The following is a 23,804-nucleotide window of genomic DNA, read 5'->3' as shown; positions in this document are numbered from 1 at the left end:
TGAGAAGAGAGAGGCAGACATGACGAGACGTTCCCCATGGAGCTCGGACGAGCTCGAGCAGGTGCGCGGGCTCGCGGCCGCCTACTTCACGAAAGAGGTCCTTCCCAACGTGCCCAAGCACGTGGCCCAGGGTCATCCGGACAAGGCGCTCTATCGGCGAGCAGGCGAGCTTGGGCTCTTGTGCATGTCCATTCCGGAGGCCTACGGCGGAGGCGGCGGAACGTTCGCGCACGAGGCGGTCCTCATCGAGGAGCAGATCCGCGCCGGGGACCCTTCGATGGGCTTCTCGGTGCATTGCGCCATCGTCGCGCACTACCTCCTCGCCTATGCGTCCGAGGCCCAGAAGCAGAAGTGGCTGCCCAGACTCGCGAGCGGTGAGTGGGTGGGGGCCATCGCCATGACCGAGCCGGGGACGGGTTCGGACCTCCAGGCCATCTCCACCCGCGCGGTGCGGGACGGTGATTTCTACCGGGTGAGCGGCGCGAAGACGTTCATCTCCAACGGCCACGTCTGTGACTTCCTCATCATCGCCGTGCGGACGGGGGATGCGAAGGGGCACGCCGGCATCTCGCTGTTGTGCGCCGAGGTCTCCGACACGACGCCTGGTTTCATGCGGGGCCGCATCCTCGACAAGCTCGGCGGCAAGGGCCAGGACACGACCGAGCTCTTCTTCGATGACATGAAGGTCCCCGCCGTCAATCTGCTCGGCGGCGAGGAGGGCCGTGGTTTCGTCCAGATGATGCAGCAACTGCCCCAGGAGCGGCTGAGCGTGGCGCTCATCGGGATGGCGAGCCTCGAGCGCGCCGTGGATTTGACGGTCGAGTACACCAGGCAGCGCCACGTCTTCGGCAAGCCCCTCTTCGCCTTGCAGAACACACGCTTCGAGCTCGCGGAGTGCGCGACCCTGAGGCGTGTCTGCCGCACCTTCATCGATGACTGCATCCAATCCCACCTCGAGGGCCAGCTCGACGTGACCACGGCGGCCATGGCCAAATACTGGGTGACCGACCAGGCCTGCATCGTCGTGGATCGCTGCCTTCAACTCTTTGGCGGATATGGGTACATGAAGGAGTACCCCATTGCCCACCTGTTCGCCGATACCCGCGTGTTGCGGATTTTCGCCGGTGCGAATGAGATCATGAAAGAGCTCGTCGCCCGTTCCCTCTGAACCACTTCCATCGTTTCGCAAGGAGGCTCCCGGTGAGCCAGGAAGCTTTCATCTTCGACGCCGTTCGCACCCCCCGCGGCAAGGGCAAGAAGGGCGCGCTGCACGGAATCAAGCCCCTCTCGCTGCTCGTCGGCCTGGTGGATGCGCTCAAGAAACGCAACCCGAATTTGGATCCCCAGCGGATCGACGACGTGGTGCTCGGCGTGGTCTCCCCGGTAGGGGACCAGGGCGCGGACATCGCCCGGACCCTCGTGCTCGCGGCCGGACTTCCGGAGACGACTGGCGGAGTCCAGCTCAACCGCTTCTGCGCCTCGGGCCTGACCGCGGTGAACATGGCCGCCCAGCAGGTGCGCTCGGGCTGGGAGCACCTGGTCATCGCGGGCGGCGTGGAGAGCATGTCGCGCGTCCCGATGGGCTCGGACGGCGGCGCCTGGGCCCTGGACCCGGCCACCAACTATGACACGTACTTCGTGCCCCAGGGCATCTCCGCGGACCTGATCGCGACGATGGAGGGCTTCACCCGCGAGGACGTGGACCGCTATGCCGCGCAGTCGCAGGAGCGCGCGGCCAGGGCCTGGGCCGCCGGATACTTCAAGAACTCCGTCGTTCCAGTGGTGGACCAGAACGGCCTCACCGTGCTCGACCGCGACGAGCACATGCGCCCGGATTCCACCGTGGCCTCGCTCGGTCAGCTCAACCCGTCCTTCGCCGGGGTCGGCGAGGCCGGCGGCTTCGACGCGGTGGCGCTGCAGAAGTATCACTTCGTGGAGAAGATCCACCACGTACACACGCCGGGGAACTCGTCCGGCATCGTCGACGGCGCGGCGCTCGTGCTGGTGGGCTCGGAGATGGTCGGCAAGGCGCTCGGCCTCACGCCGCGGGCGCGCATCGCCGCCGTCGCCACGTCCGGTGCGGACCCGACCCTCATGCTCACCGGCCCGATTCCGGCCACCCGGAAGCTGCTCGAGATCGCCGGCCTCTCCGTCAAGGATATCGACCTCTTCGAGCTCAACGAGGCCTTCGCCTCCGTGGTCCTCAAGTACCAGAAGGACCTCGCCATCCCGAGCGAGAAGCTCAACGTCAACGGCGGTGCGATCGCCATGGGCCACCCGCTCGGGGCCACTGGCGCGATGATTCTCGGGACCGTGGTGGACGAGCTCGAGCGGCGCAAGGCACGCCGCGCGGTCGTCACCCTGTGCGTCGGCGGCGGGATGGGCGTGGCCACCCTCGTCGAGCGCGTTTGAACCTCTTCCCCCTCTTTTATCGACAACATTCGAGCGAACCCATGAGCGAGCAGAACACCATCCGCTGGGAGCGAGACGCCGACGGCATCGTGGTCTTGACGTTGGATGATCCGGGCCAGTCCGCCAACACGATGAACGCCGCGTACGTGAAGTCCATGCGCGCGACCGTGGACCGCCTGGTCAAGGAGAAGGACACCCTCACGGGCGTCATCATCACCTCGGCGAAGAAGACGTTCTTCGCGGGCGGTGACCTGAACGATTTGCGCAACGTGAAGAAGGACGAGGCGAAGCAGGTCTTCGAGCTCGGACAGGAAATCAAAGCGCAGCTGCGGACGCTGGAGACCCTGGGTAAGCCCGTGGTCGCGGCCATCAACGGCGCGGCGCTCGGGGGTGGGCTCGAGATCGCGCTCGCGTGTCACCGGCGCATCGTCGCCGACGTCAAGGGCGTGCAGCTCGGGCTGCCAGAGGTGACGCTCGGACTGCTTCCCGGCGGCGGAGGCGTGGTGCGCACGGTGCGCATGCTCGGCATCGTGGACGCGCTGATGAAGGTCCTGCTCCAGGGCCAGAGTTACCGGCCGCGGGAGGCGAAGGAACTGGGCCTCGTGCACGAGGTGGTGGACTCGGTGGACGCGCTCCTGCCCGCGGCCAGGGCCTGGGTGAAGGCGAACCCCACGGCGCAGCAGCCGTGGGACCAGAAGGGCTACAAGATTCCGGGCGGCACCCCATCCTCGCCCTCCCTCGCGGCGAACCTGCCCGCGTTCCCCGCCAACCTGCGCAAGCAACTCAAGGGCGCGAACATGCCGGCGCCGCGCGCCATCATGGCGGTGGCCGTCGAGAGCACGCAGGTGGACATCGACACCGCGTTCACCATCGAGTCGCGCTACTTCACCGAGCTCGTCACCGGCCAGGTCGCGAAGAACATGATTCAGGCGTTCTTCTTCGACATGCAGCACATCAAGTCGGGCGGCGGCCGCCCGAAGGGCTTCCCGCAGCACACGGCGAAGAAGGTTGGAGTCCTCGGCGCCGGGATGATGGGCGCCGGCATTGCCTATGTGTGCGCCAAGGCCGGCATCGACGTGGTGCTCAAGGACGTGAGTCTCGCCTCCGCCGAGAAGGGCAAGCAGTACTCGGTCAAGCTGGTGGAGAAGGCCATCCAGAAGGGCCAGTCCACGAAGGAGAAGGGCGACGCGCTCCTGGCGCGAATCCACCCCACCGCGGATGCCGCCGCGCTCGCGGGCTGTGATCTGGTCATCGAAGCGGTCTTCGAGGACGTGAAGCTCAAGCACCAGGTCTTCCAGGAGATTCAAGGCGTGGTCGCCCCGGACGCGGTGCTTGCTTCCAACACCTCGACCCTGCCCATCACCCTGCTCGCCGAGGGCGTGAAGCGGCCGGCCGACTTCGTCGGGATGCACTTCTTCTCCCCGGTGGACAAGATGCCGCTGCTCGAGCTCATCGCGGGCAAGACGACGAGCGACGCCACGCTGGCGAAGGCCATCGACATCGCGGTCCAGATTGGAAAGACGCCCATCGTCGTCAACGACAGCCGGGGCTTCTTCACCAGCCGGGTGATTGGCACGTTCCTCAACGAGGCCATCGCCATGGTGGGCGAGGGAATTGCGCCTGCCTCCATCGAGCAGGCGGGCCTCCAGGCGGGCTACCCCGCGGCTCCGCTCCAGCTGGTGGACGAATTGACGTTGACCCTGCCGCGAAAGATTCGCCTCGAGACCAAGGCCGCCGCCGAGGCCGCTGGTCAGCCGTGGATGGACCACGGCAGCTACGCGGTCATGGATGCGATGATCGATCAGTACCAGCGCAAGGGCCGCTCCACCGGGGGCGGCTTCTATGACTACGTGGATGGCAAGCGCACGGGCCTCTGGCCGGGGCTCGCCCAGCACTTCACCAAACCCGGTTACACCATCCCCTTCGAGGACATGAAGGAGCGGATGCTGTTCGCCGAGGCCATCGACACGGTGAAGTGCTTCGACGAAGGCGTCCTCCGCTCCGCCGCCGACGCGAACGTGGGCTCCCTCCTCGGAATCGGCTTCCCGCCGTGGACGGGAGGTGTCGTGCAATACATCAACGGCTACGAAGGGCGTACCGGCACGGGGCCGCGCGGCTTCGTCACCCGCGCGCGCGAGCTCGCGGAGCGCTACGGGAAGCACTTCCTGCCGCCCGCGTCGCTCGTCGCGAAGGCCGAAAAAGGCGAGTTCCTGAAGTAGCCCCCTCCCACGCAAGGAGAAGTCCCATGGCTCGGAGTCTCAGCAACCTCGCCGAAAAACAGCGTGCCTACTTCGAGACCCGAGCCACGCTCCCGCTCCAATGGCGGCGGGAGCAGTTGCAGGCGCTCGACCGGGTGGCGCGCAAGTACGAGGCGGAGATTCTCGCCGCCCTCGAGGCGGATCTCTCGAAGAGTCCGGAGGAGGCCTACCTCACCGAGGTCGGGAACATCTACGGCGAGATCAAGAACGCGCTCAAGAACGTGAAGGCGTGGATGGAGCCTCGGCGGGGGTCGGCGCCCCTCATCATCCAGCCGGCGCGGGCCTACCAATACGCGGAGCCGCTCGGCGTGACGCTCATCATCTCGCCCTGGAACTACCCCTACCAGTTGTCGATGGCGCCGCTCATCGGGGCACTCGCCGCGGGCTGCACGGCCGTGTTGAAACCCAGCGAGCTGTCACCCGCGACTTCAGGGGTGCTCAGTCGGATGCTGGGCGAGGCCTTCCCGGCGGAAGTCGTCTCGGTCGTCGAAGGGGGCGCGGAGGTGAGCCAGGCGCTCCTCGCGGAGCGCTGGGACCTCATCTTCTTCACCGGTGGAACCCAGGTGGGCCGGGTGGTGGCCGAAGCCGCCGCCCGGCACCTCACGCCCACCGTTCTCGAGCTGGGTGGAAAGAGCCCCTGCATCGTCGACAGAAGCGCGGACCTCGAGGTCACCGCGCGACGCATCGCCTGGGGCAAGTACGTCAACGCCGGACAGACATGCGTCGCGCCGGATTACGTGCTCATTCCACCCGAGCTCAAGGGCCGCTTCATCGACCTGGTCCAGAAGGCCGTCAGAAGCTTCTACGGTGCCGATGCGCGCACGAGCGGCGACTATGGCCGCATCGTCAGTCATCGCCACTTCGAGCGCATCTCCGCGCTCGCGACCGACGGTCGGATCGCCTTCGGCGGCGAGCGCGACGCGCCCAGCCGCTACTTCGCACCCACCGTCATCACCGATGCACCGGTGTCGAGTCCGCTGATGCAGGAGGAGATCTTCGGTCCCCTGCTCCCGCTCGTCGACTGTCCGAGCATCGACGACGCCATCCGCTTCGTGCGCTCCCGTCCGAAGCCGCTCGCCCTCTACAGCTTCGCGCGCGACGCGGCGGTGAACGAGCGCGTCCTCACGGAGACCTCGAGCGGTGGAGCGGTCACCAACGACGTGTGCGTTCACTTCGCCGCCGAGGGGCTTCCCTTCGGGGGAGTGGGCGAGTCGGGGCTCGGCGGCTATCACGGCCAGGCCAGCTTCGATGCCTTCAGTCACAAGAAGAGCGTGGTGAAGCGGCCCTTCGCGCTCGACATGAAGCTGCGCTACCCGCCCTATGGCGGGAAGCTCGGCCTCCTCAAGCGCTTCTTGTAGGACCGTCACTGCTCGTCGTGGATCTGCGTTGTAAGTGGTCGAAATGACGAGGGTTTCTGGATTCCGCATCCCCCTGTCACGCCAGAATGCGCTGAGTCGTCTCCCGGGCGAAAAACAAGGAGAGGTCATCATGCGCGTCGTCATTCTGGGGGGCGGTTATGCAGGACTCATTTGTGCACTTCGGCTCGCGCAGCGGACGCGCGGGCAGGTCGCGATCACGCTGGTGAGCGCGAGCCCGTGGTTCGTGGATCGCATCCGGCTGCACGAGCGGGCGGCCGGAGCGGAGCTGGTGAAGCGTGGGCTCGCCGAGATGGTGGCGGGCAAGGGCATCACCCTGAAGATCGGCCGCGTCACGCGCATCGATCCACGAGGCGAGGTTCTCCTGGGCGATGAGCGGCTGTCGTTCGAGCAACTGGTGGTGGCGCTCGGCTCCCAGGTGGATGTGGACGCGGTGCCGGGGGTTCGCGAGCACGCCTTCACCCTGGATGCGGCCTCCGTGGGAGCGCTCGCCGAGCGCCTGCCCGCCATCGCCGCTCGCAAGGGGCGGCTGGTCGTCATCGGTGGAGGCCTCACGGGCATCGAGGGCGCCAGCGAGCTCGCCGAGACACACCCCGGGCTCCAGGTGACGCTGCTCTCCTCCGGGGCTCTGGGAGGCGAGCTCTCCGAGGCGGGGCGTGCGCACCTGCGCCGGAGCCTGAGCCGGCTCGGTGTCACCGTCGAGCAGGCGCAGGTGCGGCGGCTCCAGGCGGGCTCCGTCGAGCTCGGGGAGCGCAGCCTGCCGTTCGATGCCTGCCTGTGGGCCGGCGGCTTCATCGTCCCGGAGGTCGTGCGCCAGTCCGGGCTGCGCGTGAACGAGCGAGGACAGGCCCTCGTGGATCCCTTCCTGCGCGCGCTTGGACACGAGAACATCCGCGTCATCGGTGATGCGGCCTCCGTCGTCGAGCCGCCTTCATTCATGCCCATGGGCTGCAAGACCGCCATGCCCACGGGGGCGTACGTCGCCGAGAGCCTCGCGCAGCTCTCGCGAGGACAGGGCTCGCGGCCCTTCGACTACCTGAACCTGGCCTACTGCATCAGCCTGGGGCGCCGCGACGGGCTCGTCCAGCTCTACCGCGAGGACGGCTCTCCGATGCGCTGGGTGTTCAGTGGCCGCATGGGGGCATGGCTCAAGGAGGCGATCTGCCGCGGCGTGGTCGGAACCCTCGCGGCCGAGCGCATGGGCCTGAGCTTCTGCACCTGGCGCAAGACCGGACGAAAGCTTTCGCCCGAGGTCCCGCAACAGGGGAGACTGGCGGCATGACGGACGGAGCCCTGGAGTCCTTCGAGGCCCATCGGCCCGCGATGATCGCCATCGCCTACCGGATGCTCGGCTCGGCCGCCGAGGCCGAGGACATCGTCCAGGAGGCGTGGCTGCGCTGGCAGGCCGCCGCGCGTGAAGGGGTGCGCTCGGATCGGGCATTCCTCTCGACCGTGGTCACCCGGCTGTGCCTCGATCGCCTCAAGAGCGCGCGGGCCAGCCGTGAGCAGTACGTCGGGCCGTGGCTCCCCGAGCCCGTCCGCACGGACACGCCCGTGGACCCCGAGTCGATCTCGCTCGCGTTCCTGGTGCTGCTCGAGAGCCTGTCGCCTGTCGAGCGCGCCGTGTACCTGCTGCATGAGGTGTTCGGGTACAGCCACTCCGAGGTCGCCGAGATGGTCGACAAGGAGGAGGCCGCGTGTCGGCAGATCCTGCACCGCGCCCGCGCGCACATCCAGGCGCGGCGGCCGCGCTTCGCTCCCTCCAAGGAAGCGCATGAGCGGCTGGTGACGGGCTTCATGTCCGCCTGCCTCAGCGGCGATCTGGAGGGTCTCAAGCGCCTGCTGGCCCATGACGTGACGAGCTGGGCCGACGGAGGTGGCAAGGTCCGCGGCGCGGCGCTCAACCCTGTCCGGGGCGCTGATTCCGTGGCTCGCCTGTTCCTCGGCTCCGTGAAGAAGGCTTCGGCCGGAATCATGCTGGAGCTCACCGAGGTGAATGGCTGGCCCGCGCTGGTGCTGAGGCTCAACGGCACCGTCTTCGACGTCATCTCCTTCGAGACGGATGGCGAGCGCATCCACGCCATCCGCTCGGTCCTCAACCCGGAGAAGCTCGCCCGGGTGTGAGCCGCGGACAGTCCTATGCGCCGTCCCTCACCGAAAGGGGAGGGACGCCGGAATCGCGGCGCAGGACGAAGAAGTACGGCGCCGCCATTCCTCGCGCGTCCATCGCGCCAAGCACCGTGTCCGCGTCGACCTTCCGGAATACGTCGAGGGTGGGCCGGTCATCGTAGATCATCGTCGCGCTGAGCTTCCCGCGGTACTCCGTCATGCGCAGCCGCGCCTTGAACTGCCCGGTCTCCACCTCGGCCCGGTGCGAGCCCACGAAGCCTCGAATCCCCGGCGACGGCCACTTGCGTGGGTCCACCGGGAACACCGACGCGCGGTCCTCCGTGAAGAACAGCAGCGGGTGCACGCTCTCGGCGTCGATGAACTGCTTGCCGTACCAGCCGGTCGCGCTGAGCATTCCGTCGATCGGGTGCCCCGTCTGGAGCTCGCTGCCCTTCCACCTGCCGTGCATGAAGGCGAGCTCCACCGTGGGCAGGCTGTCGAACAACGCGAGCGCCGCTTGGGTGTTGATGTTCCCTGCTTTCACTGCTTCGTCGAAGGTCATGGTGTCCTTCCTCCGTGCATGTGCAGCACCGGCTTGATTGCCGTGCGCGTCTCCATGTCGTGAACCGCGTCGTTGATGGCCTCGAAGGCATAGGGGCGGCTCAGCTTCTCGATGGGAAACCGTCCTTCCGCGTGCAGGGAGACCAGGCGCGGAATGAAGGTCTTCGGGTCGGCATTCCCCTCCAGGATGCCCACCAGCTTCTTCCCGGAGAGGAGCGCGCTCATCGGGAGCGAGACCTCCGCGCCGCGACCGGGCAGGCCGAGCAACGCGCAGGTGCCCAGGGGCCGCGTCACGTCGAACGCCTGACGCAGCACCTGGGGTGAGCCCACGCACTCCAGGGCGAGGTCCACGCCGCCCCGGGTTCGCTTCAGAATCGTCTTCGTGAGCTCGGGCTCGTGCGCCAGGAAGGTGTCGGTGGCGCCCAACTCGCGCGCCAGCTCGAGCCGCTCCGCGCTGAGGTCCACGGCGATGATGCGCGCCGCGCCGGCGACTCGCGCCGCCATGATGGCCGCGAGGCCAACGGCGCCCGCTCCGTACACCGCGAGCTGCTGCCCGGCTTCGAGCCGGAACGCCTCGAGCACCGCGCCCGCGCCGGTCTGGAACCCGCAGCCCAGCGGCGCGAGCAGCTCGAGCGGCGCGGACGCGTCGACCTTCACCGCGTTGTGCTGGTGCGCCAGCACGTGCGTGGCGAACGAGGACTGGTGGAAGAAGCTGGAGCGAATCGGCTCACCGTGCCACCGCATGGGGAAGGAGCCATCAGGCCTGGCACCGGAGAAGTTCCCCGCGTACCCGTGCTCGCAATACGCGTGATGGCGGCGTGCGCACGTGCCACACGCGCGGCACGAGAAGTAGCTGAGCACCACCGCGTCGCCGGGCACGAAGTCCGTCACGCCGTCGCCCACGGCCTCCACCACGCCCGCGCCTTCGTGGCCGAGCACGGCGGGGAAGGGGAAGCGGCCCGCGCCCGCCCGGAAGGTGAGGTCGGTGTGACAGATGCCGCTCGCCGTCACCCGCACCCGCAGCTCGCCCGTCCGCGGCGACTCGAGCTCGACCTCGTCGATGGCGAAGGGACCATTCACCACCTGCAGCACCGCGGCGCGCACCGGATGACCCATGGGGCCATATTATTGGCAATCCGCCAATAATGGCACCGCAATGTTCTCGGCCCCGCACCGGGAGCCGGCGGAAGTGCGGGTGCGCCCGTCAAATCATCGGCGCGGGACAGGCTCGGTCCCGAGAGTGCCGTCGTTCACCGCTGCTGGCCGGAGATGTGTCCGGACGCCGTGTTCGCGGCTTCCCAGGCGGAGGGGTTCTCCCGAGAGGATGGCATCACCGGGGACAGGCCGGACGAGCCCTCCGCGGGCGCGGGTTGTTTCGCGCGGGCCAACCGCTCCGCGCATGCCGCCAGGCCGAACAGCACGTAGAAGTGCACGGCCACCAGGAAGCCCGCGAAGAGGCAGGACACCAGGTGCCCCACCACCGCCGCGGCGATGGCCCGTGCCAGCCAGCCCCGCTCCCTGTCCCGCGCGAGCGTCCACAGCGGCCCGAGCGCCGAGCCGATGAAGGCCAGGAAGAGCCCCAGCCCCAGGAAGCCCAGGTCCGAGATGACCTGCAGGAAGATGTTGTGCGCGGCATACGCCCGCGACTCCTGCGGCCCGTAGAGTCGCCACGCGTAGGGGAAGGTGCCCGCGCCCACTCCCAACAGCGGGTGCTCCAGGCTCACCCGGGAGGCCACCGTCCACGCCTGGACGCGGCTCATCGCCGAGGCATCCTCCTCATAGCTGGACACCGAGCGGGTGCGCGTCCAGAAGCTCTCCGGCGAGAGCACCAGCATGGCCCCGGCCACGGCCACGACGACGAGGGTGCGAGCCAGGCGGCGCTCCAACAGCACCCACGTCGCGGCGGCCGTCACCAGTCCGAGGAAGCCGCCTCGCGAGTAGCTGAACACCATGGCGGTGATGGCCATGGCCGCGGCCACGCCACAGGCCAGACGCAGCAGCCACGGACTCTGCTTGCGCACGAAGAAGGCCACCGCCAGCGGTACGATGATGCCCACGCTCATCGCCATGCGGTTGGGGTCCGCGTACACGCCTATCCACCGCGCGCGGTAGCCCTCCACCATGTCCACTCCGGCGTTGTGCCAGGCGATGACGCCGTGCGAGGTGACGAGGGAGCCCATCACGAGCGCCAGACACACCAGATGCAGGCGCCGCTCGCTCGTCACCAGGTTCACCAGTGTCAGGTAGACGAGCACCCACTTGAGGAGCTCCACCGCCGCGAAGCGCGTGGCGTCCGGGTACAGCGACCAACCCAGGGACGCGAAGACGAGCCCACAGAAGGTGATGAGCAACACCCCGCGCTGTCCGTCCACCCACAGCGGCTCCCGGCGCCCCATCCGTCCAAGGAGCATCAATCCGGTGGCCGCCGCCGACGTCAACAGGGCCGGACGCCACCGCTCGAGGCCGGGGATCCACTCGCCCGGGCTGACGTAGATGGCGGCCAGGAACGCGAGCAGGAAGCCGAAGGCCCAGCGATCCTGGCTCTGCACCGCCTTGCTTCCCATTCCCATTCCCCCGGACCCTTCCCCCTGATGGAGCCGACTCGCTCGCGCGGCAAGCCCACGTTGCGCACTCGCCCCAGCAAGTACCACCGCCGTCGGAGTCACTCGTCCAAAAGGCGATTCCTCTCAAGGCTCCGTTCATTCCCAATCACGACCGAGCGTGCTGGCTGACGGCCCCTTCCCACATTCCTGAGCACCCCCGCGGCGGAATCATCCGCGCGGCCCTGCTGTCCCTAATCACTCGATTTCCGCTTCCCAACAGGGTGGGTTCTCATGCGTCTCCGTCTGACCACGCTTTCTCTGCTCTCCACTGCGCTGCTGGCCTCCGCGTGCGGAGGTGGGGTGCGATCTGATAGCGCGTTCGACTCCCAGAACGCTCCGGGTTTCACCCCGACGAGCGGGCAGCCGGCGAGCGGGCAGCCGGGCCTTCCCTCGTCCTCCCAGGAGGGAACGCCCCGGGCGCCAGAGGCGCCGTCCTCGTTCGCGCACGAGTGGGTGGTGAGTCCCACGGGCAATGACGCGGCGGACGGCACGGCGTCGGCTCCCGTGCGCAGCATCTCCAAGGCGCTCTCCCTGGCCGGCCCCGGCGACATCATCCGGGTGCGTGCCGGCACCTATGCCGAGCGCATCCTCATCTCCGGCTCCGTCCGCGCGGGCACTCCGGACGCGCCCATCACCCTCCAGGGCGAGGGCAAGGCGCGCATCATCCCCGGCTCCGAGCCGGGCGCTCTCGTCGTCGTCGAGCGGCCGAACTGGGTCATCCGCGGCTTCGACATCGACGTGCAGAACCGCGCGGCCTTCGGCGTGGCCTTCACTGGAGACAACGAGGGCACGCTCCTCGCGGACTCGGAAATCCACCACGCCAATTACGGCGCCGGTGTCAGTTTCCACAATGGAGCTCACGGGGCGACCCTCGAGAACAATCACATCCACCACATCAGCATCAAGAACAAGGATGCGCATGGGGTGCTCATTCAGCCGACGGTGCGCAACGTCACCGTGCGCGACAGTGTCATTCATGACAACTCGGGCGACGCCATCCAGTGCTACAGCCCGGATGGTTCGGTGCCCGCCGCTCCGGCCGATGGGTTGGTCATCGAGGGCAACGATCTCTACAACAACATCGAGCAGTCGCTGGACATCAAGACCTGCTACAACGTGGTCGTCCGCCGCAACAAGATGCACCACGCCCGCCGCCACCCGACGTTGGGAGGCAACGGCGCCATGGTGGTGCACATGTCGGCCAAGAACATCCTCATCGAGGAGAACGAGTTCTATGACGCGGGCGCGGCCATCGGCGTAGGGGGAAACCGTTATGGCTCCATGCCCTCGGGCATCGTCATCCGCCGCAACCGCATCCGGGACATGCTCACGGAGGGGGGCATGACGGGCGGGGGCGTGATTCTGGCGAACTCGACGGGGACGCAGGTGTTGAACAACACCTTCACCCGGCTGCAGGGGCCGGCGTTCGTCGTGGGGCGGGGTGATGGCGGTCCGACGCAGGATCTGGTGGTGAAGAACAACATCATCGACGCGGCGCGGTCCCTGGAGGTGGGGGCGCAGGCGCCGGGGCTGACGATGGGCAGCAACCTCTACCCACCCGGGACCACCATCTTGAAGGAGGGCGCGACCCTGAACCTGTCCCAGTGGCAGGCCCAGGGACAGGATGCGACTTCCTCCGAGTCGGATGCCCTGCTCGACCCGGAGACGCTGGCGCCGGGACCGGCCGCCATCGACCGCGGTGAGCGTCTGGACCTGGATGGAACCTGTGGTGCGGGACCGGACATCGGCGCGGTGGAGTCTGGTTGCTAGTGCACGTCTTCCTGCCTCGAAAGACGACTTCAGCGGACCGCGGAAGACATTGGCCTTGCGAAGAGCCGGTCCTGACCTCATCACAACGCAATGGGGAGTGGGTTGCGCGCTGCCGGTGAAGGAGCAGGAGACTGCTTTCGATGCAGGGGGGGCGGATGAAGGGGCTTCGCATCGCACTGCTGATGAATCTGGCTCCGCGAAAGCAGGGTTCGCTGGAGGACTGGATCCTCGCCTTCTGTCGGGAGGCCGCGCGGCGCGATCACCAGGTGGATGCCTGGTTGCGCGAGCCCATGCTTCCGTCCTTCGTGTCGGAGCTGAAGGCGAGCGGCGCGCGCCTGGAGAAGCTGGTGGAGTTCGAGGCGTCCGGACTGATGCCGATGACCCGGCGTCTGGGCTCGTATGACGTCATCCACCTCAACTTCATCTCTCCCAGGGGCACGCTGGCGGCGGCGGCCTACGCCGCGTGGCCGGCACAGGTGCTGTATACCGCACACTCGGATCACGTCGAGGTGAACGAGCATGTGGTCCGGCGGAGCCTGCGGTGGGCGGTGAATCACGCCACGATGTTCCGCGTGCACAGCCTGGCGGGCGTCTCCGAGCACGTCCGCATCAAGGAGGGCCGGCGCTTCGGGCTCTACCCCCACCGCTCCCGTACCATCTTCAATGGGGTGGATACCCGGCGCTTCCATCCTCGCACCCGGCCGCAGGGCGGACTGGTGGAGCTCATCACCGTCGCCAACCTGGTGGAGAACAAGGGCGTCCACCACCTGCTGCGTGCGCTCGGGCGCCTGCGCTCCCCGATGGTGCGCCTGCGTGTCGTCGGGGACGGTCCGGCGCAGCCGTCGCTGCGTGCGCTCGCGGTGGAGCTCGGTATCCAGCACCAGACGGAGTTCCTGGGGCTGCGCAATGATGTGCATGAGCTGCTGAGCACGTCGGACATCTGCATCCAGCCCGCCCTGGCGGAGGCGTTCGGCCTGACCATCGCGGAAGCCATGGCCTGTGGGTGTGCCGTGGTGGCCTCCCGCGTCGGCGGCATCCCCGAGCTCATCGAGCACGGCAGGAACGGTCTGCTGGTGGAACCCGGAGACGAGGCGGGACTCGCCGCCGCGCTCGAGCGCCTGGTGGACGACCCGGCGTTGCGGCATCAATTCGGGATGGCCTCACGGCAGCGCGCATGTGAGCGCTTCGATCTCTCCCAGACCGTGCGACGCCATGTGGACTGGTGTGAGGAGGCCGTCGGGTTGGTGTCCAAGCCCATGTCGCGCTTCACGTCCGCGCCAGAGCTACCGGTACAGGAGGCGCTCGAGCCGCGCGCCTCGTATCAGGCCGGGCCTCGAAGCCTGTAGAGCAGACGAGGGTTCAGGCTCCCGTCCCCTCGGTGTGAGGGCAGGACGGGAACCTTCGCATTCGCCTGCTCGAGGGGCAGGCTGGCGTTTCGACAGGAATAGAGGAGTACCAATCACTGTCGAGAACACCCCAAACACAGGAGGGTGTTCATCGTGAAGCAATTCAACAAGTGGCCCCCATTCGTTTCATCCCTGCTGCTGGCTTGTGTGGTCTCCGCCTGTGAGGGGAACGCGATCCACAAGCCCGAGACGCAGGCACCCTCCGTCGGAGCTCCTGATTCCGAGGAGGTACCTCAGACGCCCTCCGAGACGCCCTCCGAGCAGCCGGACACCCAGGCGCCGGGCTCTCCCACCGAGCCCGAGGGCACCGCGGGATCTCCAGCACCCGCTTCGCCACCCGACAGCCCATCGACCGTGGGCTCGCCTGTCACCACGCCGACCTACAACAAGGTGTGGGTGGTGAGCACCACGGGCAATGACGCGGCCTCCGGGTCGGCGACGGCGCCCCTGAAGACGATCTCCCGTGCCATCACCCTCGCCGGTCCGGGCGACCTCATCCGGGTGCTCTCCGGCACCTACACCGAGCGCGTGCTCATCTCCGGTTCCGTTCGCAGTGGCACGGCGACCGCTCCCATCACCCTCAAGGGCGAGGGCAAGCCGCGCATCATCCTGGGCTCGGTGAACGGGGCGTTGATGGTGGTGGAGAAGCCGTACTGGCTCATCAGCGGCTTCAACATCGACCTCCAGAACCGCAAGGCCTTCGGGGTGGCCTTCACCAGCAACCTCCAGGGGACGAAGCTCTCCGATTCGGAGATCCACCACGGCAACTACGGTGCCGGTGTGAGCTTCCACTACAGCGCCAATGGGGCCACCCTCGAGAACAATCACATCCACCACATCTTCATCAGCGGGGATGACGCGCACGGCGTGCTCATCCAGCCCACGGCGCGCAACATCACCGTGCGTAACAACGTCATCCACGACAACTCGGGTGACGCCATCCAGTGCTACAGCGAGGATGGTTCCGTGCCCGGTGCCCCGGCCGATGGCATCCTCATCGAGGGCAACGACCTGTACGGCAACATCGAGCAGTCGTTGGACATCAAGACCTGCTACAACGTCACCGTCCGCCGCAACAAGATGCACCTCGCCCGGCGCCACCCGACCCTGGGAGGCAATGGCGCGATGGTGGTGCACATGTCGGCCAAGAACATCCTCATCGAGGACAACGACTTCTACGACGCGGGTCTGGCCATCGGCGTGGGGGGCAACCGCTACGGCGCGTATCCCTCGGGTATCGTCATCCGCCGCAACCGCATCCGGGACATGATCACCGACGGCGGGATGACGGGCGGCGGCCTGCAGCTGGCGGTCTCGACGGGGACGCAGGTGTACAACAACACCTTCACCCGGCTGCAGGGTCCGGCGCTCACCGTGGGCACCGGTGACGGTGGGCCGACCGAGAACCTGGTGGTGAAGAACAACATCATCGACGCCGCCTACGTCCTGAGGCTGGGCACCCAGGCGCCGGGGTTGAAGATGAACAGCAACCTCTACCGGCCCGGTGCGTCCTTCAGGGGGAGCTCGTCGTGGACCCTGTCCCAGTGGAAGGCGAAGGGTCAGGACGCCAACTCGCTCGAGTCCAGCACCCTGCTCAACAGCGCGGAAACCCTGGCGCCCGCGCCGGCCGCCGTGGATCGCGGTGAGAAGCTGGGCCTCTCGTTCTGCGGGGCCGCTCCGGACATCGGGGCCGTGGAATCCGGCTGCTAGTCTTCCCGCGGTGAGGCGCCCGCTGCCCATCGAGGGGTGGCGGGCGCCCGTTCTCGAGCAACGTCTCTCATTCCCTGGCACGGCACTGGTCTTTCCTGCGAACGTTCTTACTCTGCGGGTGGATCCGGGCCGGATTCAGGGTGGAAATCCCGAGGGGTCGTCGGGGGCGGGCATGAGAGCAGGACGTGGGGCTGGGGTTCTGGCGGGTGTCTTGTTGTTGTCTGGATTGCTGTGGGGTGGATGTCATGACACCACCCTGCGATCGCAACAGGACCCTCCGGAGAATGGTGGTGGTGGCGGCGGTGAGCCCCAGCCGCTTCCGCGTCAATCCCAGCCCAATCCCATTCCCGAGGAGAACAAGCTCCCGGGCGATCGCCGGTGGCGGGGTGGCTCGGCGGCACCTGAGGGGGCGCTCGAGTTCTATACCTCCACGGAGTCCGCCGCGGCGGGCGAGGTCGTCGGGGTAAAGGTTTCCACCGACACGGAGACAGCCGTCACCGCCGAGCTGTTCCGTATCGGCTATTACGGTGGAGCGGGGGCCCGCAAGGTGTGGAGTGGGGGGCCCTTCCGGACGGGGGCGCAGGCGCCGTGCGAGCGTGATGTGCCGACGGCACGCATCGAGTGCGACTGGAACGACACGTTCTCCATTCCCATCGACCCCTCGTGGGTCTCCGGGCTCTACGTCGTGAAGCTCAGCCTGCCCGATGGCGGCATGCGATTCACACCCTTCGTCGTCAGGGATCAGCGCGCGGCGGACATCCTCTATACGCCGAACTTCACCACCTATCAGGCGTACAACACCTGGGGGGGCACGAGCCTCTACTTCGACGCCGCCATGGCGACGCCGTTCGGCCGTGCGCGCGAGGTGTCCTTCAATCGTCCCTACAAGGATTCCAACGGGGCCGGGAAGACGTTCTACCTCGACATCAACTTCATCCAGTTGATGGAGCGCGAGGGCTATGACGTCACCTATGGGACGCAGCTGGACTTCATGCGCTTCTCCAACCTCCTCGAGGGCATCGGGGCCTTCGTCATCGCGGCCCAGGACGAGTATTGGCCGGTGGAGGAGCGGGATCAGGTCGAGGCCGCGCTGGCGGGCGGGAAGACGAGCCTCGTCTACTTCGGTGGAAATGGCGGCTACTGGCGCGTCCGGTTCCGCTCGGACACGAAGGGCAATCCGCTCCGGACGCAGGTCTGTTACAAGAACGAGTCGGATCTGGATCCCCAGCCGGGCTCGACGGTGCGCTTCCGGGACGCGCCCTCGAATCGCCCCGAGAGCAACCTCTTCGGGGCCATGTACGAGGGCTGGCAGCTCGTCATGTTCCCGATGGTGGTGGCCGATGCCTCGCACTGGCTCTTCGAGGGCACGGGGCTCACCCAGGGCACGTTGCTGCAGGGGCTCCTGGGCTACGAGTATGACAAGGCTTTCCCCTCGCTGCCCGGCGCTCCCTCGGGTGTCCGCATCAGCATGTCGAGCCCCGTGGTCAGCGGTGAGGGCGTGCCGTCCTACAGCACCGCGGTGGACTACACCACGCCACAGGGGCGGCTGGTGTTCTCGGCGGGCTCCATCTGCTGGGGGCTCGGTCTGGGGACGGACCCGGAGCTGAGGGATCCCCGCGTGGAGCGCATGACGCTCAACGTGCTCGAGCGCGCGCTGACGCACCGTCGGCCGGCGCGGACGCTGGCGCCCGTGAAGAGCGCGGGGCCGGTGGTGTCTCCGCCGGATGCTCAGTGGGCCCGGCGCGTGGAGGCCTTCGCCGGGCAGGCCGGCGTGGCGGGTTTCAGTGATGGTCCCGCGGCGGAGGCCCGTTTCCAGGCCCCCACCGGACTGGCCGTCACCCCGAGTGGCGAGGTGGTGGTCGCCGATACCGGCAACAACAGCATCCGGCTCATCCAGACGGATGCCGCGCGCACCGTCGTCACACTCGCGGGGAACGGGAAGCTCGGGCACGCCAATGGCCCTGGCGCTCAGGCGATGTTCCGCTATCCCACGGCGGTGGCGGTGGGCCCGGCCGGTGAAATCTACGTGGCGGATTCCGAGAACCACGTCATCCGCCTGTTGAAGCGTGAAGAGTCCGGCTGGACGGTGAGCACGCTCGCGGGGCAGCCCTCCCGGTCGGGCTTCGCCGATGGGCCGGCCGCCAGGGCGCGCTTCAACCGGCCCATGGCGCTCGCCGTCGACGCCGCCGGCAACCTCTATATCGCCGACCAGGTGGGCAATCGCATCCGCATGCTCCGCGCCGACACGCAGGAGGTCGTGACGATCGCCGGCACGGGCGCCGGGGGCAGGCAGGACGCGGCCATCGGCACGAAGGCCACCCTCAACAATCCCACCGCGCTCGCGCTCGGCAAGGACGGCTTCCTGTATGTGTTCGAGGCGGGCAACCAGCTCGTGCGCCGCGTCTCCCTCTCCGCGCCCCACGCGGTCGAGGCCGTCGCCGGCCGGCGGGAGGGGTATGTGTTTGGCTTCGCGGATGGCACGGGTGACGTGGCGCGGTTCCGCGCGCAGCTGGGCATGTCGTTGTCCGCGGATGGACGGGTGGTCCTCGCCGACACGGGCAACTTCCGCATCCGCAAGGTGGAGCCCGCCACGGACAGCGCTCCCGCCCGGGTCATCACCATCGCCGGCTCGGGACAGCTCGGCACGCGCCTCGGCTCCGGGGACGTGGCGGACATCGTCGCGCCCACGGGGCTCGCCACCGACGCCAACGGGTGGTTCTACGTGAGCGACTCGTACAACCACGCCATCCGGCTCATCGTTCCCTGAGGCCTCATCAGGGATGTGCGCGATGCTCCCTCCCCCCTCGGGAGGGGGAGCCGTTGGTCCGGAAGGTGCAATGCCTCCTCCCGAAAGGAGGAGGTGCGGATGCGGACGAGGCGAGTCACGGCGTTGGTGGTGTGTCTGGGGGCACTTCTCGTGACCCGGTGCGGACCCGCCGTGGACGAGAGGGAAACCGTCTTCCCACCGACAGCCCCCGACCTGGATGCCTGTGTGGAGACACTGCCCTCCGATGGGCTGGAGGTGGCTCCCGTGCGGCCGGGAGACACGCCGGAGGGCCCCCGGCCGCAGCCGCCCCTGTTCCAGCCGGGCTTCCACCTGGCCTTGCGCTGGTCGCAGGGCGTGGGCAGTACCACCACGTTCCGCCTGCGCGTGCCGGTGAATCGGGCGGGGCAACGGTTGCGGCTCGCCTTCCGCTCGGGAGATGGCTCCCTGGTGCTGCGGCGGGTCACCGTCGCGCGGGCCGGGCCCGAGGGCTCACTGGCCTCCGAGCCGGTGCCGGTGACGTTCTCCGGCGCGCCCGGCACTTCCCTGGATACGAGGACGCGCGTGGTGTCCGATCCCGTGTTCTTCCCTCTTCACTTCGGTGAGGAGCTGGCGGTGTCCTTCGAGGCGGAGGGCCAACTGGCGGCGAGCGCCATCGAATTGCTTCCCGGTAGCTACGTGCGCTCGGGCGCCTGGGCCACCACGCCGGGGCCGCTCGGGGGCGTGCCCTGGGCCATCCCCGTGGGCCTGGCCACCGTGGATGTCGAGGGTCCTCCCTCGCGCGCCTTCGTCGCCCTGGGCGACAGCATCACCGAGGGCTACATCAACGGCCACGACGACATCCGCGACACCTGGTCCTTCCTGGCCAGCGCGCAACTCGGAGTGCCCATCGTCAACGCCGGCGTCTCCGGCCAGGGCTTCTATGACGCGCTGCGGCTGCTGGATGGAGAGGCGCTCGTCCTGTCGGGCATCACCGACTGCATCGTCCTGCTGGGCACCAATGACCTGAGTGGCTCCCCGGACGACAAACTCCAGGCGGACATGTTCCTGCTGACGGAGCGGCTGAAGCCCTTCTGTCGCACGTGGGTGGGCACCCTGCTGCCCAAGGAGCATGCGAGCAACGGTCGCTACGAGGAGGTGAAGTCGAGCCGGCTGGCGATGAACGCCTGGATACGGACCCACCGGCAGCCCGACGTCATCGACTTCGAGGCGGTGACACACGCGATGGACAACGTGCACCTCTTCATCGACGGCCTGGATGTGGATGGCATCCATCCGAGCGCCGCCGGCCACCGCGTCATGGCGGACGAGGTGGTGCGTGTGCTGCGCGCCAATGGGGTGCGGCCCCAGGAAGCGCCCTGAGCCTCACGCGGGCGTTTCCAGCAGGGGGAGCGTCACCGTGAAGCGGGCTCCCTGTCCGGGCTGGCTCTCCACCGACACGTTCCCGCCGTGCGCTTCGACGATCTCCCTCAGGATGTAGAGCCCGAGCCCGAAGCCGCCATAGTGCCGGACGGAGGCGGCGCGCTCGAAGCGCCCGAAGATGCGCTGCTGGTCTTCCGGCGAGATGCCGATGCCCTCGTCCTCCACGCTCAGCAGTGCGCGGCCCTGTTCGGCCCGGCAGTGGATGTGCACCGGGCTGCATGCCCCGTACTTCATCGCGTTGGACAGCAGGTTCTCCAGCACCTGCTCCAGCCGCAGGCGATCTCCGAGCACCGGGAGGGGTCCCTCCACCTGGGCATCGAGCGAGCACTCCGCCTGCGCGAGCACCTCGCGCGAGCGTTCCAGCACGTCGTTCACCAGCTCCGCCAGGTCGCACGGGGCGGTCTCCAGCTGCAGCGTGCCTCGCGTCAACCGGGACAGGTCCAACATGCTCTCCACCAGCCGGGTGAGGCGCACCACCTGCCGGTTGGTCACCGCCAACCGGGACCGCAGCTCCCCGACGGGGGGCGGCTGTCCGTCCTGGAGCATCCGCTGGGCGCTCTGCAATCCCAGCCGCAGGGGCGTGAGGGGCGTGCGCAGCTCGTGCGAGGCGATGGCCAGGAAGTCGTCCCGGGCTCGCACCGCCTCCTGGGTCTCGTGTAGCAGCCGCGCCCGCTCCGCCTCGGCCGCGCGGCGCTCGGAGATGTCCACGAAGGTGACCACCGCTCCCAGCCGCTCGCCCTCGCGCCAGAGGGGGTAGGACCAGATCTCCGCCGGGAAACCCCTGCCGTCCGCGCGCCACAGCCACTCGTCGTCCAGGTGGATGCCCTCCTTCGCGGTGGCCTCGTAGATGGGGCACTCCTTTCGCGGGTAGGGCGTTCCGTCCTCGTGGCTGTGGTGCATGAGCTCGTGCATGCGGCGCCCGATGAGCGCCGAGGCATCCGGGTAGCCCAGCAGCCGCACACAGGTGCGGTTGGCGAAGGTGCACCGCCCCTTCAGGTCCATGCCGTAGATGGCCTCTCCGGTGGAGTCGAGCAACAACCGGAAGAGCTCCTCGCTCCGCCGCAGCCGCTCCTCGGCGTACTGGCGCGCGATCCCCTGGGCCATCGCGTCCGCCACCGAGGCCATTGCCTCCAGGACATCGTCCTCCAGCCTCCCGCGAGCGAACATCGCCATCACCCCCACCACCCGGCCCTCGGCCAGGAGCGGATAGCCGGCGAAGGCCACCAGGCCCTCGTGCCGCGCCCACTCCCGCCGCACCCTCGGGTCGTTCGGCACGTCGTTGATGAGGAGCGGCATGCCGCTCCGGGCGATCTGGCCAATCTTCAGCTGACCCACGGCAATCCGGGCGTGCTCGCCATCCAGGTGGGTGTAGCGCCCGGCGCTCGCTCGCAGCTCCAGCACCTGTTCATCCGGAGCCAGCACCCAGATGCGCGCGAAGGCTCCTCCGAGGTGGCGCACCATCGCCTCCGCGCACGGTTGCAGCATGTCGTGCAGGGGTCCTGGACGGGCGAGCGCGGCACCTACTTCGGCGCGCAGGAGCGCGGAACCGTCCCGTCCACTCCGCCTCCGCCGGGTGAGCCAGACGCCCGTGGCTCCACCGAGCGCGCTCGCGAGCAGACCGAGGAAGAGGGGATTCACGGTGGAGATATAACCTCTCGGAGTGAAGTGCTCGTCCCCGGGGTTTGGCCGATGCGCGCCCCGCCGTCCGGCGGCGAACATCCTGGGACGCACTTTCCTGGCGTCATCCAACAGGTCATTATTCAAGAGGACCCTGCTCCAGGCTGGACGGGGAGGAGGAGTCATGCCAGGGCAGGGGCCCGAGGTCGTGCAGGCGGCGGTGCGGCGGGAGGCGGAGTTGCTCAGACTCGTCCTGGACGCGCTGCCGTACCCCATCTTCTGGAAGGGCAAGGATCTGCGCTTCCTCGGGTGCAACGCCGCGTTCGCGAGGATCGCCGGCCTGACGCACCCTGACGCGGTGGTGGGTCTCACCGACTACGAGATGCCCTGGCGCAAGGAGGACTCCGACTTCTACCGGGCGTGTGATCTGGATGTGTTGGAGTCGGGAATTCCCTTCGCCGAGTGCGAGGAGCCCATCCGGGGGAAGGATGGCGAGCAGCGCTGGTCCCAGACGAGCAAGGTGCCCTTGAGGGACGCGCAGGGGAATGTCCTGGGCGTGCTCGGCATCCTCGTGGACATCACCGCGCGGCGCGAGGCGCAGGAGCAGATCCAGGTGGCGATCATCGCGGGTGAGGCGGCCAACCGCCTGTTGTCCGCGCAGGTGGCCGAGCGGGAGGCCATGCGGGAGGCCCTGGCCGTCAGTGAGATGCGGCTGCGCACGGCGGTGCGAGGCGCGCAGATGAACATCTGGGCGTTGGATTCCTCGGGCATCTTCACCTTCTCGGATGGGGGAGCGCTGTCCCAGTTGGGTCTCAGGCCGGGGCAGGTGGTGGGGTACTCCATCTTCGAGATCTTCGCGGAGAGTCCGGCCATCCTCGAGAACGCGCGGCGGGCGCTGAAGGGGGAGTCCTTCACCAGCACCGTCGAGTTCTCCGGCATCCATTACGAGACGCGCTACACGTCCGTGTTCGACGAGGCCGGCAGGCTCACGGGCGTCATCGGTATCGCGTTGGATGTCACCGAGCGCATTCGCTACAACGAGATGCTGGAGGCGGAGCTGGGGCGGACGCGCGGGCAGCTGCTGCAGGTGGAGCGGCTGGCGACGCTGGGCACGTTGGCGGCCGGTGTGGGGCACGAGCTGCGCAACATCTCCGCCGTGCTCAACAGTTTGAGGACCTACTTCACCGATTGCGCCCGGCGCGGTGTTCCGCCAGACCCGGAGGAGCTCGAGGAGCTGGGGTGGGCGTGCGAGCACGTGGCCACGCATGGCCGGCATTTGATGGACCTGGGCCGGCCCGGGCGCACCACCGTGGAGCGGGTGGATTTGCGCGAGCTGGTGTCGGGCTCGCTGGCCATGCTGCGCACCGCGGGCATCATCAAGCACGTGAAGGTGTCGTCCTCGATGCCCGACTCCCCCCTCTGGGTGGAGGTGAGCCGGACTCGGGTGGAGCAGGTGCTGCTCAACCTGGTGGGCAACGCCGCCGACGCGGTGGAGCCGGTGCATGACAGGCCCACGGAGGTCCGGGTGCGCCTCTTCGAGGACAGGCAGAAGGGCGTCGTCTGCTGCAGCGTGGAGGACACCGGGGTGGGCATCCCCGAGGACAAGCTCTCCACCATCTTCGAGCCGTGGTTCACCACCAAGCCGCCGGGGCGCGGCACCGGCCTGGGGCTGCCCGTGGTGCGCACCATCCTCCGGGAGTCCGGAGGCGACCTCTCGGTGGAGAGTCAGGTGGGGAAGGGGAGTGCCTTCACCTTCTGGCTGCCCTCGAAGGTCCCGTCCGCCTGACGGCCGGGCA

General features: G+C 68.2%; 16 protein-coding genes. 12 read left to right on the top strand and 4 right to left on the bottom strand.

The annotated features are described in order from the left end of the window. The first annotated feature begins 19 nt into the window (after positions 1 to 19). From JQX13_RS05195 to JQX13_RS05170, 6 genes are all read left to right on the top strand, one after another. Positions 20 to 1,168: an acyl-CoA dehydrogenase family protein gene (locus JQX13_RS05195; RefSeq protein ID WP_203407964.1), complete on the top strand. Its 1,149-nt coding sequence runs from the start codon at positions 20 to 22 to the stop codon at positions 1,166 to 1,168. A 32-nt stretch (positions 1,169 to 1,200) separates the two neighbouring features. Further along, entirely contained in the window at positions 1,201 to 2,412 is a 1,212-nt protein-coding gene (locus tag JQX13_RS05190; protein WP_203407963.1) for an acetyl-CoA C-acetyltransferase, read from the top strand. A 41-nt stretch (positions 2,413 to 2,453) separates the two neighbouring features. Further along, a complete protein-coding gene (locus JQX13_RS05185) occupies positions 2,454 to 4,631 on the top strand; it encodes a 3-hydroxyacyl-CoA dehydrogenase NAD-binding domain-containing protein (RefSeq protein ID WP_203407962.1) in 2,178 nt (725 codons plus the stop codon). Positions 4,632 to 4,657: 26 nt separating this feature from the next. Continuing rightward, entirely contained in the window at positions 4,658 to 6,028 is a 1,371-nt protein-coding gene (locus JQX13_RS05180) for an aldehyde dehydrogenase family protein (RefSeq protein WP_203407961.1), read from the top strand. A gap of 130 nt (positions 6,029 to 6,158) precedes the next feature. Beyond that, positions 6,159 to 7,328 carry an NAD(P)/FAD-dependent oxidoreductase gene (locus tag JQX13_RS05175; protein ID WP_203407960.1) on the top strand — a complete coding sequence of 390 codons (1,170 nt, stop codon included), beginning with the start codon at positions 6,159 to 6,161 and terminating at the stop codon, positions 7,326 to 7,328. After that, the gene (locus JQX13_RS05170; protein ID WP_203407959.1) at positions 7,325 to 8,170 is read left to right on the top strand and encodes an RNA polymerase sigma-70 factor; all 846 of its coding nucleotides are present in this window, start codon (positions 7,325 to 7,327) and stop codon (positions 8,168 to 8,170) included. The genes JQX13_RS05175 and JQX13_RS05170 overlap by 4 nt, the downstream gene beginning before the upstream one ends. A 13-nt stretch (positions 8,171 to 8,183) precedes the next feature. On the opposite strand, the gene JQX13_RS05165 is transcribed toward JQX13_RS05170, so the two are convergent. From JQX13_RS05165 to JQX13_RS05155, 3 genes are all read right to left on the bottom strand, one after another. Next, positions 8,184 to 8,717, bottom strand: a complete 534-nt coding sequence (locus JQX13_RS05165) for a DUF4334 domain-containing protein (protein ID WP_203407958.1) — start codon at positions 8,715 to 8,717, stop codon at positions 8,184 to 8,186. After that, positions 8,714 to 9,832 carry an NAD(P)-dependent alcohol dehydrogenase gene (locus JQX13_RS05160; protein WP_203407957.1) on the bottom strand — a complete coding sequence of 373 codons (1,119 nt, stop codon included), beginning with the start codon at positions 9,830 to 9,832 and terminating at the stop codon, positions 8,714 to 8,716. The genes JQX13_RS05165 and JQX13_RS05160 overlap by 4 nt, the downstream gene beginning before the upstream one ends. Before the next feature lie 134 nt (positions 9,833 to 9,966). Beyond that, positions 9,967 to 11,286, bottom strand: a complete 1,320-nt coding sequence (locus JQX13_RS05155) for an O-antigen ligase family protein (protein ID WP_203407956.1) — start codon at positions 11,284 to 11,286, stop codon at positions 9,967 to 9,969. Positions 11,287 to 11,619: 333 nt separating this feature from the next. Between JQX13_RS05155 and JQX13_RS05150 the strand changes: the two genes are divergently transcribed. From JQX13_RS05150 to JQX13_RS05130, 5 genes are all read left to right on the top strand, one after another. Continuing rightward, positions 11,620 to 13,089 (top strand): right-handed parallel beta-helix repeat-containing protein, encoded by a 1,470-nt coding sequence (locus JQX13_RS05150; RefSeq protein ID WP_203407955.1) that lies wholly within the window; start codon positions 11,620 to 11,622, stop codon positions 13,087 to 13,089. Positions 13,090 to 13,244: 155 nt separating this feature from the next. Beyond that, on the top strand, positions 13,245 to 14,435 hold the full coding sequence (locus JQX13_RS05145) for a glycosyltransferase family 4 protein (protein ID WP_203407954.1): 1,191 nt from the start codon (positions 13,245 to 13,247) through the stop codon (positions 14,433 to 14,435). A 153-nt stretch (positions 14,436 to 14,588) separates the two neighbouring features. Next, positions 14,589 to 16,205: a right-handed parallel beta-helix repeat-containing protein gene (locus JQX13_RS05140; RefSeq protein WP_203407953.1), complete on the top strand. Its 1,617-nt coding sequence runs from the start codon at positions 14,589 to 14,591 to the stop codon at positions 16,203 to 16,205. Positions 16,206 to 16,377: 172 nt separating this feature from the next. After that, entirely contained in the window at positions 16,378 to 18,972 is a 2,595-nt protein-coding gene (locus tag JQX13_RS05135; protein ID WP_203407952.1) for a N,N-dimethylformamidase beta subunit family domain-containing protein, read from the top strand. Between the two features lie 99 nt (positions 18,973 to 19,071). Next, a complete protein-coding gene (locus JQX13_RS05130; RefSeq protein WP_203407951.1) occupies positions 19,072 to 20,331 on the top strand; it encodes an SGNH/GDSL hydrolase family protein in 1,260 nt (419 codons plus the stop codon). 3 nt (positions 20,332 to 20,334) lie between these two features. On the opposite strand, the gene JQX13_RS05125 is transcribed toward JQX13_RS05130, so the two are convergent. Further along, positions 20,335 to 22,029 (bottom strand): sensor histidine kinase, encoded by a 1,695-nt coding sequence (locus JQX13_RS05125; RefSeq protein ID WP_203407950.1) that lies wholly within the window; start codon positions 22,027 to 22,029, stop codon positions 20,335 to 20,337. 163 nt (positions 22,030 to 22,192) lie between these two features. Between JQX13_RS05125 and JQX13_RS05120 the strand changes: the two genes are divergently transcribed. Then, complete coding sequence (locus JQX13_RS05120) at positions 22,193 to 23,794, top strand: PAS domain-containing sensor histidine kinase (protein WP_203407949.1); 1,602 nt, start codon at positions 22,193 to 22,195, stop codon at positions 23,792 to 23,794. Positions 23,795 to 23,804: the final 10 nt, after the last annotated feature.

It is taken from the genome of Archangium violaceum (assembly GCF_016859125.1).
GTDB lineage: Bacteria > Myxococcota > Myxococcia > Myxococcales > Myxococcaceae > Archangium > Archangium violaceum_A.
The sequence above is the reverse complement of the archived record's forward strand: the minus strand, read 5'-3'. Positions and strand labels throughout refer to the sequence as shown.

What these genes read in the sequence shown, in the direction of transcription:
- JQX13_RS05175 (WP_203407960.1), top strand. Translation starts at nt 6,159, where the DNA reads ATGCGCGTCGTCATTCTGGGGGGCGGTTATGCAGGACTCATTTGTGCA.
- JQX13_RS05135 (WP_203407952.1), top strand. Translation starts at nt 16,378, where the DNA reads ATGAGAGCAGGACGTGGGGCTGGGGTTCTGGCGGGTGTCTTGTTGTTG.
- JQX13_RS05160 (WP_203407957.1), bottom strand. Translation starts at nt 9,832, where the DNA reads ATGGGTCATCCGGTGCGCGCCGCGGTGCTGCAGGTGGTGAATGGTCCC.
- JQX13_RS05145 (WP_203407954.1), top strand. Translation starts at nt 13,245, where the DNA reads ATGAAGGGGCTTCGCATCGCACTGCTGATGAATCTGGCTCCGCGAAAG.
- JQX13_RS05185 (WP_203407962.1), top strand. Translation starts at nt 2,454, where the DNA reads ATGAGCGAGCAGAACACCATCCGCTGGGAGCGAGACGCCGACGGCATC.
- JQX13_RS05195 (WP_203407964.1), top strand. Translation starts at nt 20, where the DNA reads ATGACGAGACGTTCCCCATGGAGCTCGGACGAGCTCGAGCAGGTGCGC.
- JQX13_RS05165 (WP_203407958.1), bottom strand. Translation starts at nt 8,717, where the DNA reads ATGACCTTCGACGAAGCAGTGAAAGCAGGGAACATCAACACCCAAGCG.
- JQX13_RS05155 (WP_203407956.1), bottom strand. Translation starts at nt 11,286, where the DNA reads ATGGGAATGGGAAGCAAGGCGGTGCAGAGCCAGGATCGCTGGGCCTTC.
- JQX13_RS05130 (WP_203407951.1), top strand. Translation starts at nt 19,072, where the DNA reads ATGCGGACGAGGCGAGTCACGGCGTTGGTGGTGTGTCTGGGGGCACTT.
- JQX13_RS05170 (WP_203407959.1), top strand. Translation starts at nt 7,325, where the DNA reads ATGACGGACGGAGCCCTGGAGTCCTTCGAGGCCCATCGGCCCGCGATG.
- JQX13_RS05120 (WP_203407949.1), top strand. Translation starts at nt 22,193, where the DNA reads ATGCCAGGGCAGGGGCCCGAGGTCGTGCAGGCGGCGGTGCGGCGGGAG.
- JQX13_RS05180 (WP_203407961.1), top strand. Translation starts at nt 4,658, where the DNA reads ATGGCTCGGAGTCTCAGCAACCTCGCCGAAAAACAGCGTGCCTACTTC.